Origin of the sequence: Klebsiella sp. 10-1 (assembly GCF_009758445.1) — a bacterium.
GTDB classification, from domain to species: Bacteria; Pseudomonadota; Gammaproteobacteria; order Enterobacterales; family Enterobacteriaceae; genus Klebsiella; species Klebsiella scottii.
On sequence record NZ_WQRE01000005.1, the window covers coordinates 211,427 to 223,863 of the forward strand.

11 protein-coding genes are annotated in these 12,437 nt (G+C 56.5%); 2 read left to right on the forward strand and 9 right to left on the reverse strand.

Going from position 1 to position 12,437, the window contains the following annotated elements; genetic code table 11:
* Positions 1-16: 16 nt before the first annotated feature.
* The 7 genes from GO007_RS19145 to GO007_RS19175 all read right to left on the reverse strand — a co-directional run bounded on the left by GO007_RS19145 (position 17) and on the right by GO007_RS19175 (position 7,189).
* Positions 17-952 carry a DUF4862 family protein gene (locus GO007_RS19145; protein ID WP_095102737.1) on the reverse strand — a complete coding sequence of 312 codons (936 nt, stop codon included), beginning with the start codon at positions 950-952 and terminating at the stop codon, positions 17-19.
* Between the two features lie 45 nt (positions 953-997).
* Positions 998-1,465: a NanQ anomerase/TabA/YiaL family protein gene (locus GO007_RS19150; protein WP_095102739.1), complete on the reverse strand. Its 468-nt coding sequence runs from the start codon at positions 1,463-1,465 to the stop codon at positions 998-1,000.
* A gap of 11 nt (positions 1,466-1,476) precedes the next feature.
* A complete protein-coding gene (gene yiaK / locus GO007_RS19155) occupies positions 1,477-2,475 on the reverse strand; it encodes a 3-dehydro-L-gulonate 2-dehydrogenase (protein ID WP_047663579.1) in 999 nt (332 codons plus the stop codon).
* Positions 2,476-2,588: 113 nt separating this feature from the next.
* On the reverse strand, positions 2,589-3,452 hold the full coding sequence (locus GO007_RS19160) for an SMP-30/gluconolactonase/LRE family protein (protein WP_095102740.1): 864 nt from the start codon (positions 3,450-3,452) through the stop codon (positions 2,589-2,591).
* A 1-nt stretch (position 3,453) separates the two neighbouring features.
* Complete coding sequence (locus GO007_RS19165) at positions 3,454-4,521, reverse strand: ABC transporter substrate-binding protein (protein WP_223261800.1); 1,068 nt, start codon at positions 4,519-4,521, stop codon at positions 3,454-3,456.
* A gap of 63 nt (positions 4,522-4,584) precedes the next feature.
* On the reverse strand, positions 4,585-5,655 hold the full coding sequence (locus tag GO007_RS19170; RefSeq protein WP_095102741.1) for an ABC transporter permease: 1,071 nt from the start codon (positions 5,653-5,655) through the stop codon (positions 4,585-4,587).
* A 13-nt stretch (positions 5,656-5,668) separates the two neighbouring features.
* Entirely contained in the window at positions 5,669-7,189 is a 1,521-nt protein-coding gene (locus GO007_RS19175) for a sugar ABC transporter ATP-binding protein (RefSeq protein ID WP_047663576.1), read from the reverse strand.
* A gap of 223 nt (positions 7,190-7,412) precedes the next feature.
* On the opposite strand from GO007_RS19175, the gene yiaJ reads away from it, so the two are divergent.
* Together yiaJ and GO007_RS19185 are read left to right on the forward strand one after the other, a co-directional pair.
* Positions 7,413-8,228: an IclR family transcriptional regulator YiaJ gene (yiaJ, locus tag GO007_RS19180; protein ID WP_047663575.1), complete on the forward strand. Its 816-nt coding sequence runs from the start codon at positions 7,413-7,415 to the stop codon at positions 8,226-8,228.
* A gap of 120 nt (positions 8,229-8,348) precedes the next feature.
* The gene (locus GO007_RS19185) at positions 8,349-8,837 is read left to right on the forward strand and encodes a 4Fe-4S dicluster domain-containing protein (RefSeq protein WP_095102742.1); all 489 of its coding nucleotides are present in this window, start codon (positions 8,349-8,351) and stop codon (positions 8,835-8,837) included.
* 20 nt (positions 8,838-8,857) lie between these two features.
* Here GO007_RS19185 and avtA read toward each other — a convergent pair whose 3' ends face one another.
* Complete coding sequence (gene avtA / locus GO007_RS19190; protein ID WP_095102743.1) at positions 8,858-10,114, reverse strand: valine--pyruvate transaminase; 1,257 nt, start codon at positions 10,112-10,114, stop codon at positions 8,858-8,860.
* 174 nt (positions 10,115-10,288) lie between these two features.
* Positions 10,289-12,322, reverse strand: coding sequence for an alpha-amylase (locus tag GO007_RS19195; RefSeq protein ID WP_095102745.1), 2,034 nt, complete (start codon positions 12,320-12,322; stop codon positions 10,289-10,291).
* Positions 12,323-12,437 lie beyond the last annotated feature (115 nt).

The following is a 12,437-nucleotide window of genomic DNA, read 5'->3' on the forward strand; positions in this document are numbered from 1 at the left end:
AATTGACGCTTTATATTTATTGTTGGGCTATGTTTAACGCGTTAATGCCATCGCGTAATATGGCTATGCGATGATTCGCATCAGCATTCTCATCAATTTCCAGTAACTTAATACCGGCAAACTGTAAATTTGCTGAATCAGCCACGTTAAATAATTCTTTTGCGTGATCCGCCGTTAACAGGCTTTGCGGGCAGAACGGTGCGAACGGTGCGTGCAGGTCAGTCCATTCGCCGTACGGCCCTTCGGTCGCGGTGCCAGAGAACATCAGCGCCCCCAGTTTGCCTGCGGCATGTACCGCCTGAGCGTGCGTCAGCGGCAGGGCGGCGTCACGCCCTTCAATCGCCGAACGCGCCCAGTTGATACAGATATCAATGCTGTAACCTGCCAGGATCTCCAGCACGTTTTCCAGCGGCAGAAAGCCTTTGCGTGGCGCGGGCTGGTTCATGGCATCACAATGTTCCAGTACGAGTGAGCATGACCAGTCCCAACCCGCAATCTCTTTGATTGAGCGCGCGAAGGCATCGGCTGCCTGCTCTACGTTCGCATTGCCCGCAAGCGGTGCCGCCTGCAGTTCAAGGGAGATGACCTTGCCGGCAAAGCGTTTGTTTAGCGCATTGATTTTGTTGCGTAAATGACGATGGAATTCGACGCACGCCAGGCGCTGTTCTTCATCGCTGGAGGCCAGGCCGAAAGCCGTGTTGCCGCCGCCACGGCGACGCATGGTTTCCGGGATGGCAGTCACCACCATCTTCCACTCCTGCGGCGTATGCTGGAGCAACCACTCATCGCCATAGGGGTGAAAGTTTTCATGGCATGGCTGCTCCAGGCCACGGATGTGGGGCGTGTCCGCGAGTAAGCGCCAGAATTCCGTCTCTTCCTGTTCGCTCTTTTGGTGAAATGAAGGCGCGCAAGGGTATGCGCCGATGATATAACCGGCGTCATTTCTTTCCATTTTTCACTCCTTTTATTTATCGGTGTTCGACAAATAAATTACGGATTAATCTAAAGCGGAAATAGCAACTTTAACCACTATTTTCCTGATTGCCGTTTCCCGGTATTTATTACAGGCGGGGCGGTGAACGTCCTGCGGGAAAAATATGGCGTAGTTCCCCGGCCTCATTTCTATTAACGATTCGTTTTCGCTGTCGTGATAGAAAATAATATCCCGCTGCTCAAGTAATTCTTCACTTACTGCATTATTGCCGGTATCGATAGCGACACCGATCTGCTCTTCACCGGAATATAAAAACTGGATATCCAGGTAGCGGCGGTGCACTTCCGGGCGCAGCTCATCGTGCGGACGGGTGGTCAGGTCGAGGATCTGCGCGAAGATCGTGCGCCCCTCAATTTCGACCACCCCGGTCTCCAGCTTGCTGAAGTCCGTGGTGCGCAAAAATTCCAGTGCTTTTTCAATCGCTGCCGGATACCGGCAGGCGTTGGGTTGAGAAATATGTCCATAAATCATGATGATATTCCTTACAGCGCTTTGATTTTTGCCCACACGCTGTCATCAACGGTGATTCCGTTGCGGCGGTTCTCTTCCAGCAGACGGGAAAACTCATGACCGGGCAGACGGACCGGCACGTTTTCGTCGGCACGTTCGGCGCTGGTGATGTAATCCATGATGCGTTGCAGCTTGGCGTCGCGGGTGGCACCGTCGATCAGCTTGTCCACTTCGATAGCAATAAAGACTTGCGAAATGTTGAACTCGTCGCTGTTGTCTTCAGTTACCGCAGCAACGGAAGAGCCATCGGAGAGCAGGGTGGCGATCATATCCAGCACAATGGAGAGGCCCGAACCTTTCCAGTAGCCCATCGGCAGAATACGGCGGTTTTTCTCGATGGGGGCCGGGTCTTTGGTCAGGTTGCCTTCGTCATCGAAGCCGCCGTCAACCGGCAGCTGGCGGCCTGCCAGACGGTTCACTTCCAGCATGCCGTAGGAGAACATCGACATGGACATGTCCACCATGGTGATCGGCGTAGACGGAATGGCGACGATCAGCGGATTAGTCCCGATGCGGCACTCTTTGGCGCCCCACGGCGGCATTACGGCAATGGAGTTGGTCCAGCAGATGCCGATGTAGCCTTTTTCCGCCGCCTGCCAGCCGTAGCTGCCGCCGCGCATCCAGTGGTTGGCGTTTCGCACAGCAACCAGGCCAATACCGTGGTCAGAAGCCAGTTCAATTGCCCGGTCCATCATTTTTTTGGCGGTCAGGTTGCCGATGGATCGCCGGGCATCCCACTGTTCAATCGCCCCCAGCGAAGCGGTGCGTTTTGGCAGGGCCTCCGGGATGATATCGCCGTTTTCCAGCTGCTGAATAAAGCGCGGGAAACGGTTTACGCCGTGTGAATAGACCCCTGACTCGGTGGTGCGGGCGAACATTTCCGCGCAGGCATCGGCGGTTTCAGCCGCCACGCCGCGTGCCAGCAGGACACGGTTAAACTCATTTTTAAGGTCAGAAAAACTCAATAACATACGCTTTCTCCATTACATCTTTTTGTTTCACATAGTGGAATGTTATTCCACTAAATAGTGTTGGGTTGCAAAACCGCGCCGGCAGGACCGGTGCGTTTCGGTGTTACTCCGGTTTATCCCTGAAGGCGGGATGGGGCGAGGCTCACCCGGTACAGCGATGTCGTCGCCGTAATAAAAAGCGTATTCCCGTCGGGGCCGCCAAAGGTGCAGTTAGAGACGCGCTCGGGGACCGCAATGGTTTCCAGTAATTCGCCTGCGGCGGAGAAAATCAAAATCCCTGTCTCGCAGCTGCAGTAAATATTCCCGTCCTGGTCGACGCAGAATCCGTCCGGAATACCCGGTTTGACCTGGGTTACGACGTGGGAAAATAACGCGTTATCGCCTTCAAGACGGTAAGCGCGAATTTCCCGGCGGCCCTGGCTCGGAAAATCAATAACCGACATATCTGCCACGTATAGCCATTTATCATCCGGCGAAAAGGCCAGCCCGTTGGGGCGCTGGGTATCGCTGATGGCAATAGCGACCTGGTTACGCGCTTCATCAAATCGGTAGACGTAGCAGCCAATTACCTGGCTTGCGGCGCGATAGCCCTCTTCGTCACCGACGATGCCGTAGGGCGGATCGGTAAACCAAATCGACCCGTCCTGGCGCACCGCGATATCGTTGGGGGAGTTAAAACGCAGCCCGTCGACTTTATCCACCAGCAGGGTGTGATTGCCCGCGGCGTCGGTACGGCTGATACCGCGCCGACCGTGCTCGCAGGTCAACAAACGCCCTTGCTTGTCCAGCGCGTTGCCGTTGGCGTAGTGGGATTCGGCACGAAACACGCTGACTCCATTTTGCGCATCCCAACGGAACATCCTGTTGCCCTTCACATCGCTGAAAATCAGACACTGCTGGTCTGCCAGCCACACCGGGCCTTCCGCCCAGATCGCCGGTGAGCACAGGCGTTCAAAACTTCCCGTAACGGCTAACATCTCACTTCACGCCCCAGATGGCTTTGTAGCGATCGCGATAATGGTTGTCCGGATCGAATTCGTTGTTCTGGCCGCCGTCGGCGCCGATGTTCTCTTTGGTCACCAGATGTGCCGGGGTGACATAACCAGACGGCTCTTTGCCCGCGAAGGCGCGGTTAAATTCATCCAGCAGCTGCCAGCCGTGCAGTTTCAACGGCTCTGGTACGGTTGCGATCTGCGCTTTGCCTTCACGCACGCGCTGGTAGGCGGTGACGGAACCATCGCCAGCGGAGATGTTGTACGGCGGTTTATCTCCGGTGCCTTTGCCCGCGGTTTGCAGGGCTGGGGCCATAAAGTCGAAGTACAGGTCGTTAATCGCCAGCGAGTATTCGAACCTGTCGCCATATTTTTGGATCAGGCTGTAGGTCATGCCCGGCATGCGGTTGGAGGTGTCGGCAAGCGGGGTATCGATAAACTCCACCACCTGGCAGCCGCTGCACTGCTCAATCACCTTCTTCATCGCGTTGGCTTTATCCAGCGCGATTTGGTACAGCGAGTCGGTGAAAATAAGCACTTTGGCGGTGCCGTTGGATTTCGCCACCGCATACAGCGCCGCCATGCGCGAGACTTCGTTCGAGTCGGAGGTCACGTTGTAGAAAATGTTGTAAGCCGGAACCGGGCCAGGCGCGGGAACCGCATGCCATGCGGTCAGCACGATGCCCTCTTTCACCGCTTTTTTCAGCGGAATTTTGGCGACGTTCGGGTTCCAGCCGCCAATGACGATACCGTCCGGTTTGCGGGCGATCGCCTGGTTTAGTGCCGCCAGTTGATCTTTCACCGAACCTGCGCCATCCAGCACATCCAGCTGCCAGCCTGCGGTTTTCGCCGCTTCTTCCAGACCCTCTTTAACGCCCAGCACGCCGCCGTTTTTCATGTCCGAGGCGATGAAAATGATCTTTTTATTAGGCTGCAGCACCGGGCCCTGGGTTGGGCCATCCCATGCGGTGACTGGCGCGGTCGCTTTGGCAATCGCCGTTTTCGCCTGCTGAACAAAGGTATCGTCGGCGAGGCTGAAACCACTTGCCATCATCAACCCGGCAGCCAGACAGTATTGAACTATTTTGTTATTCATTTTCAGTTCCTTACGCGAGAGTCATTGGGTAACGGAGGAGCCTGATGCTGGCGATTGTGCCCGCTGCACCAGTTTCTTATTTAATGCCCGACGGCGTTGGGCGTAGCCTGCCAGGGTAATCGACAGCAGCAGCGTCGCGCCGTTAAACAGCGGTTCGACCCAAAACGCGCCGCCGAACTGCTGGATGCCCGCAATACCAATCGCCAGCACCGCAATACCTACCACCGTGCCCCAGACGTTCACCCGGCCGGGACGAATGGTGGTGCTGCCGAGGAACGCGCCCACCAGAGCCGGGAGCAGATAATCCATACCGACGCTGGCCTGGCCCACGCCCTGCTCGGCGGCGATGATCACCCCGGTAAAGCCGGTTAAGGTGCTGGAAGTCATAAATGCCCCGATGATGTACCGATTAACGGAAATGCCGTTGAGCGCTGCGGCGACCGGGTTACCGCCCACCGCATACATGCAGCGACCAATCGGGGTATGTTCGGTGATAATCCACAACACCACGGCGGCAAAAAGGACGTAGAAGGCCACCACCGGAATGCCAAACAGGTCGGAGTGATGCAGGGCGATAAAGGCGTCCGGTAGGTCACCGACGATCTGCCGACCGCCAGAGTGCCAGAGCGCGACGGCGTACAGCACCGTACCGGAACCCAGGGTCGCAACAAAGCTGTCGATATCCGCCAGCGCCACCAGAATACCGTTCAGCAACCCGTAGAGCGCGGAGAGCACCAGCACGATCGCCACCGCGGCGGGCCAGGAGAAACCATATTCAACCTGCAAAGTGATGGCGAGGATGTGCCAGAGTACGATGCCGAAGCCGACGTTCAGGTCGATTTTGCCGACAATCATCGGAATGGTTGCTGCCAGCGCCAGCAGGGCGATTTTCGATTTGCTGTCGAGAATCGCCTGCAACGTCAACAGGGAGGCAAACGAAGGCGTTGTCAGTGAAAAAACGATAACCAGCACCACGCAGATCGCGGGTAAACCGTAACGGGTGGTCAATTGTCCAAGCCAGGTGGCCGCACCGTGTTCATGAAGTGATACGCGTGATTCCAGGGCCGTCGATTTCATTGATGTTTTAGCCATAACGCACTCCGACTTAATGTATGGTGCCGCTGCCCGATGCCAGCTCAAGCAATCTGGCAAAGGTGACATCCTGGTTGAGAAGTTCGCCGACGATCTGCCCGCGGTTAAACACCAGCGCCCGGTTACAGATGTGCGCCACCTCTTCCAGGTCGTTGGAGATGACCAGAATGGCAACGCCGTTTTGCAGCGCCTGATTGAGTAAATCGTAAATTTCTGCGCGTGCGCCCACGTCGACGCCAGCAGAAGGATCTTCCAGGATGAGCAGAGGGGCATTGAGCGAAAGCCAGCGTGCCATTACCACTTTTTGCTGGTTGCCGCCCGACAGTGCACTGATTTCAATATTTATCTGCGAAGGGCGCACGTCGAACTGGCGGATTTTCTCCCGGCTCAGCGGCGCTTCGCTTTTTTCGTTATAGCGGGAAAGCAGCGCATGACCGTGTTTACAGGGGTTCATAAACAGGTTTTCACGCACCATCATGCCCGGGATCAGACTTTCATGAAGACGGTCGCCTGCGACAAAAGAGACGCCTGCGGACATCGCCTCCCCTGGTGTTGTCGCCGTAAACGGCACGCCGTTTAAAGTGATTTGTCCACTTTCCTGCGTCCGGCAGGCAAACAGTAAACGTCCAATCTCTTCCTGGCCGGCGCCACGCAGACCGGCGAGTGCCACCATCTCACCGGCACGCAGCTCGAAGGAGACCGGCCCGGTATCGCCCACTTTGACGTGGTCCATTTTCAACAGCACCGGGGCGCTGGCATCGGGTAAGGCCTGACGCTGGTCATCGCGCAGGCTTTCGCCCACAATCAGTTCGACCAGACCACGCAGGCTGTAGCGGCCGATATCGCCGCCCCCGGCGTAGCAGCCGTCGCGCATGGCGCAAACGGTATCAGCCATCTCCATCACCTCATCCAGGCGGTGGGTGATGTAAATCATGCCTACCTGCTTCTCGCGCAGGATGTTCATGACGCGGAACAGGTGGCGTACATCGTCGGCAGGCAGCGAGGCTGTCGGTTCATCGAGCACCAGCACCGAGGCGTCAACTGCCACCGCGCGGGCAATCGCCAGCAGGGATTTTTCGGTGCGGGAAAGGTCAAACACGCGGTCATCCGGGTCGAGCTGAATGCCGATATCTTCCAGCGCTTTTTGCGCCTGGCGTTTGGTGGCCGCCCAGTCAATCAGGCCGAAGCGACGGGGAAACCCCATCACCAGCGCCATGTTTTCGGCGATGGTCATCCACTCTACCAGGCCTAAATCCTGATGAATAAAGGCGATAGGCTGTTCGTTGCCCTGACGTAACGCGGCGGCAGAATCCACCGGCTGACCGCGAAACAGGATCTCGCCACCATCACGGGAATAGACGCCAGCCAGCACCTTAATCAACGTCGATTTACCGGCACCGTTTTCTCCCAGCAGCGCCACAACCTGGCCCGGATAAATATCCAGACTGACGTTATTGACCGCCACATTTCCACCAAAGCGCTTGATAATGTGGCGCATGGATAACAACGGAGACAACACTGCTGCTTCTGCCATTTAAGGTGACCTCCCGCTGAGGGAATAAGAACGTTTTACAATCTATAAATTTCACTATGCGAAATCTGATTTCAAATATATCGATCATGATTTCACAAAGCAATCGGGGAGGATGTTTTTGAAATTCAATAAAATCAGTTAATTACAAAATTTCTGTTCAGATCGTGAAGTGAAACACACTTTGCGCTACCATCAGGTCGCCACAGAATGGAGAGCGGAAGCGATGAACACAAAAGAGAGTGAAAACACGCCGGAGAAAGAGCGGCCGGCTGGAAGCCAAAGCTTGTTTCGCGGTTTGATGTTGATAGAAATCTTAAGCAATTACCCCAACGGTTGCCCGCTGGCGCATCTTTCAGAACTGGCCGGGCTGAACAAAAGCACCGTGCACCGATTACTACAAGGGCTGCAATCCTGTGGCTACGTCACTCCCGCGCCCGCCGCCGGGAGTTACCGTTTAACCACGAAATTTATCGCCGTCGGTCAAAAAGCCCTGACGTCGCTGAATATTATCCACGTGGCGGCGCCGCATCTGGAAGCGCTAAACCTCTCTACCGGGGAAACCATCAACTTCTCCAGCCGTGAGGACGATCACGCCATTCTGATTTATAAGCTGGAACCGACGACCGGGATGCTGCGTACCCGCGCTTATATCGGCCAACATATGCCGCTGTACTGTTCGGCAATGGGTAAGATTTACATGGCGTTTGGTCAGCAGGAATATGTGAAAGAGTACTGGGAGACGCATCAGGAGCAGATTCAGCCTCTGACGCGCAACACCATTACGGGGCTACCTGCGATGTACGATGAGCTGGCGCAAATTCGTGAAAGCGTGATGGCGATGGACCGCGAAGAGAATGAGCTTGGCGTTTCCTGCATTGCTGTTCCGGTGTTTGATATTCAACACCGTGTGCCGTATGCCATCTCCATCTCACTCTCGACGTCACGTCTGAAACAGATTGGTGAGAAAAATTTGCTCAAGCCGCTGCGCGACACGGCACAGGCCATCTCTAACGAACTGGGATTTACCTTACGCGTGTAGGCAAAAAGCCAGATGCGGTTAGGCAGATGACAGATCTGGCAACAATCCCCGCCAGGATCAAAGCGAAGGCGGTTCGTTTTCTGGCACTCTGACGCTAATCAACGTCAGGCGGGGTGGAAAATGAACCGTTTTATCATTGCGGATTCGGCTAAATGCATTGGCTGTCGTACCTGCGAAGTCGCCTGCGTGGTGTCACACCAGGCAAATCAGGATTGCGCCGCACTTTCTCCAAAAGCCTTCAGCGCCCGCATTTGGGTGGTGAAGAGCGGGTCTTTTACAACCGCCGTGACCTGCCATCATTGCGAAGATGCGCCCTGCGCCAACGTCTGCCCGGTGGGGGCGATTAGCCGGGTCAGCGGCGCGGTGTACGTTGAACAATCCCTTTGTATTGGCTGCAAAAGCTGCATGCTGGCCTGTCCGTACGGCGCGATGTCCGTGATGATGACCGACGATGGCGTACAGGCGTTGAAATGCGATTTGTGCGGCCATCGCGAAGACGGCCCGGCCTGCGTGGCGGCCTGTCCGACCCAGGCGCTGTACTGCATGACGTCGGCGGAGCTGGAGAGATTAAGCGGCGAGCGCCGTCGGCGGACGGCGCTGGCGATTTAGGCGGGCGACAAAACGTGCGATTACGCGCCCTGTTCACCCCAGGCGCGTTCAACCTCTTCGGCGAGAATCTTCACGCCCGCTTCAATTTTCTCCGGGTCCGGTACGTAGTTCATGCGCATGCACTGGTGGGTGTGCGGCCAGGGCTTATCAAGGCCCGGGAAGAAGTAGTCGCCCGGCACCATCAGCACGCCGCGTTTCTTCAGGCGCTGATAGAGCAGCTCGGTGGAAATAGGCAGATCCTTAAACCACAGCCAGAGGAAAATGGCGCCTTCCGGCTTATGGATCAGGCAGCGCTCTGCCGGCAGATAGCGGCGAATAATGGCGATGGTTTCCTGAACCCGCTGGTAATAGAACGGCTTAATAACCGTTTCCGACAGGCGCAGCAGGTCGTTGCGTTTAATCATTTCGCACATCATCGCCGGGCCCATACCGCCGGGAGCAAGGCTGATAATGCCGTTCATATTGCTGATGGCGGTAACGATCTTCTCATTGGCGATGATAATTCCGCAGCGGCTGCCCGGCAGACCCAGCTTGGAGAGGCTCATGCACAGAACGATATTGGGGTTCCATAGCGGCCTGGCGTCGCTGAAAATAATCCCCGGGAAGGGAACGCCGTACGCGTTATCAATGACCAGCGGCACGCCGTGTTGATTGGCCAACGCATCCAGCTTGATTAACTCTTCGTCGGTAATCACGTTACCGGTGGGGTTGGTCGGTCGGGAGACGCAAATCATGCCCGTCTCTTCCGTCACCTGCAGGTGTTCGAAATCCACATGATATTTAAACTGGCCTTCCGGCAGCAGTTCGATATTCGGGCGGGTGGCGACGAACAGATCCTCTTCGAGACCCGAATCGGCGTAACCGATATATTCCGGGGTCAGCGGGAACAGCACTTTACGGGTCGTGCCATCCGCACGGCGTCCGGCAAAGAGGTTAAATAAGTAGAAAAATGCACTCTGACTGCCATTTGTCAGTGCAATATTCTGTGGTTCAATCTCCCAGCCGAGTTCGTCACGCAGCATCTGCGCCAGCAGGCTCAGCAGTTCGCTTTTACCCTGCGGGCCGTCGTAATTACAAAGCGCATCAAGGGCTTTACCGTTAGCCAGCATGTCGGCAAGCAGGCCGTGGAAGTAGTCATTCATTTCCGGTATTTGTGCGGGATTACCGCCACCCAGCATGATTGCTCCCGGCGTACGCAGGCCGTCATTAAGGTCTTCCATCAAACGGGTAATGCCCGAATGGCGGGTGAATTTGTCGCCGAAAAGTGAAAATGTCATCGCGGATAATCTGTCGGTATGTCTGGAAAGTGGGTAACCATAACGCCAGCGTTGGCGAGGTGCAAATCTGCGGATGCGGAGAGGCTTTTGTTATTATGCTGAGATATTTGTTTTTTATAGATATTTATTCTGTTATGACGCCCTCGGCTGCCGAGGGCGTCGCTTATCCGCTGGTTAGCGCTGGCCTGCCCACACGACCATGACCTTATCATCGCCGTTTTCGCGCACAAAACCGTAGCCCTGCGGCAGGGAAAGGGTGGTTTGCTTACCCATACCGATGGCGGAGTGGCGGGCGCGGAACTGACCGAGCTTCTGCCAGTGCGTCACGCTAAGCGCGGCTTTGCCCGTGACGTCCTGCCAGTTCATATCCGAACGCGTGCCCTGCAGCGGATCTGAGCCGGTCGGGCCAAAGGGCCGCGAGGACTCATCGCCGTAGAAGATTTGCACCGCGCCAGGGGCGAGCAGCAGCAGTTCGGCCGCCGAGCTGCCGCCTTCGCGGAACAGGCGCGTATCGTGCGATGAGAGGTAGCTCAGGACGTTAAACTGCTGCAGCTTGTCCGCCATTTGCTGCCAGGTGAGGTCCATATTTGCCAGACAATCCGCCGCTTTCGCCGCCTGATCCTGATAATCGAAGTTAATCATCGCGTCAAAACCGTGGCGATAGTAATCGCTCTGCATGACGCCGTGGCCCCAGGCCTCGCCGGTCATCCAGAACGGCGCGCTATCCAGCGCCTTATCGGGGTTGGCCTTTTTCCACTCCGCCAGCGCCGCCGTCGCCTGCGTTTTCAACTGCTGCCAGGCGGCCTGCTCGACGTGCTTGGCGGTATCGACCCGGAAACCGTCAATACCGTAATCACGCACCCACTGACTGAGCCAGTGGGTCAGGTAATCGCGCGGCGTGAAGCCGGGGATCTCTTTGGCTGCGGTATCCGCTTTCAGATGATAGAAGTTCGGCAGGCCGGAAGGCGTTGTCGATTCCGTTTTCAGGTCCGGCAGGAAGGCCAGGGACATGGTCAGATCGTCAAAGCCGGGGTTGTCGTAGTCACCGATATCGGTACGGATCCACTTTTTCCCCCACCATTTTTCCCAGCCGGCCTTATCGCTGAAGTTGATGTAATCGTTAAAGCTGTGCCAGCTCTGCCCCGGGCCGGGTTTCCAGTCGGTCCAGCGTTCGCCGAACGTCTTTTTCAGCTCATCGCCTTGCAGATAGAGAGAGCCAAATTTGAACTCCTGCATATCGGCGAGCGTCGCGTAGCCGGTGTGGTTCATCACGACATCAAACAGGATGCGCATGCCGCGCTTATGGGCCTCATCGACGAGACGACGCAGGTCGGCTTCGGTACCCATGTTGGCATCCAGCTTCGTCCAGTCCTGCGCGTAGTAGCCGTGATAGGCGTAATGGGGGAAGTCTCCCTTGGTTCCGCCGCCAACCCAGCCGTGAATTTGCTCCAGCGGAGAGCTGATCCACAGCGCGTTGACGCCCAGCTGCTGGAGATAGTCGAGCCGGCTGGTCAGGCCCTGCAGGTCGCCGCCGTGAAACGTGCCGATCTCCTGCATGCCGTCTTTGTGCCGCCCGTAGCTATTGTCGTTCGCGGGGTTGCCGTTAACAAAGCGGTCGGTGAGAACGAAATAGACCGTCGCGTTATGCCAGCTAAACGGCGCGGCGGCGTCGGTTTCCGCGCGTTCGAGCAGCAGCAGGCCGTTGCTGTTGGGGGCCGGCTGTAGGGTGACTTTGCCGCCGCTCACCGTCGCGATGTTGCCGCTGTAAAAATCACGTACCTTGCTGCCTTCGGCAAAAGTCTGGCCGACGGCGATCGTCAGCGGCTGGCCCTGCCATTTCGGGCACTGACGCAGCTGGGGCGTCGCCGCTGACGCCGTTTCGTTCTCTTTGAGGGAGATCATCAGCGTCGGCGTGCCGGAGCGGGTATCGACATCAAGGGTGTACAGGCCTTCACGGAAAACTCGCCACTGCGCAGGCGCGCCGCGGCAGGGCTCCATGGAGAGCATTTGGTTAAGTTTTATGGTCCCGACGGGCTGCCAGCACTGTTGGTCAAAATTTATTTGCAGCGGACGTGTACCCTTCGCCACCTCATTTTGGCTAATAAATCTGCCGGTGCCTTCTTCGGTGAAGGTGGGAAAGTTAGCGGTGGTCCAGGCGGCGAAGGCCATCCCAGGCAACAGTAGCGACGCGAGAGCAGCGAGTTTCATGCCGAAGTCCTGTAAGCGGTTTTTTGTTCAGTTTGCCCGTCTGACCGCAGGATGAACTCATCCCACCTGCGCTTTTACGGGGATGATGAAAAGGGGTGAGTGATTCAGTTCAAAA

Bases quoted from the DNA above. Each gene is read 5' to 3' on its own strand.
- GO007_RS19145 (WP_095102737.1), bottom strand. From the start codon at position 952: ATGGAAAGAAATGACGCCGGTTATATCATCGGCGCATACCCTTGCGCG.
- GO007_RS19150 (WP_095102739.1), bottom strand. From the start codon at position 1,465: ATGATTTATGGACATATTTCTCAACCCAACGCCTGCCGGTATCCGGCA.
- yiaK (WP_047663579.1), bottom strand. From the start codon at position 2,475: ATGTTATTGAGTTTTTCTGACCTTAAAAATGAGTTTAACCGTGTCCTG.
- GO007_RS19160 (WP_095102740.1), bottom strand. From the start codon at position 3,452: ATGTTAGCCGTTACGGGAAGTTTTGAACGCCTGTGCTCACCGGCGATC.
- GO007_RS19165 (WP_223261800.1), bottom strand. From the start codon at position 4,521: ATGATGGCAAGTGGTTTCAGCCTCGCCGACGATACCTTTGTTCAGCAG.
- GO007_RS19170 (WP_095102741.1), bottom strand. From the start codon at position 5,655: ATGGCTAAAACATCAATGAAATCGACGGCCCTGGAATCACGCGTATCA.
- GO007_RS19175 (WP_047663576.1), bottom strand. From the start codon at position 7,189: ATGGCAGAAGCAGCAGTGTTGTCTCCGTTGTTATCCATGCGCCACATT.
- yiaJ (WP_047663575.1), top strand. From the start codon at position 7,413: ATGAACACAAAAGAGAGTGAAAACACGCCGGAGAAAGAGCGGCCGGCT.
- GO007_RS19185 (WP_095102742.1), top strand. From the start codon at position 8,349: ATGAACCGTTTTATCATTGCGGATTCGGCTAAATGCATTGGCTGTCGT.
- avtA (WP_095102743.1), bottom strand. From the start codon at position 10,114: ATGACATTTTCACTTTTCGGCGACAAATTCACCCGCCATTCGGGCATT.
- GO007_RS19195 (WP_095102745.1), bottom strand. From the start codon at position 12,322: ATGAAACTCGCTGCTCTCGCGTCGCTACTGTTGCCTGGGATGGCCTTC.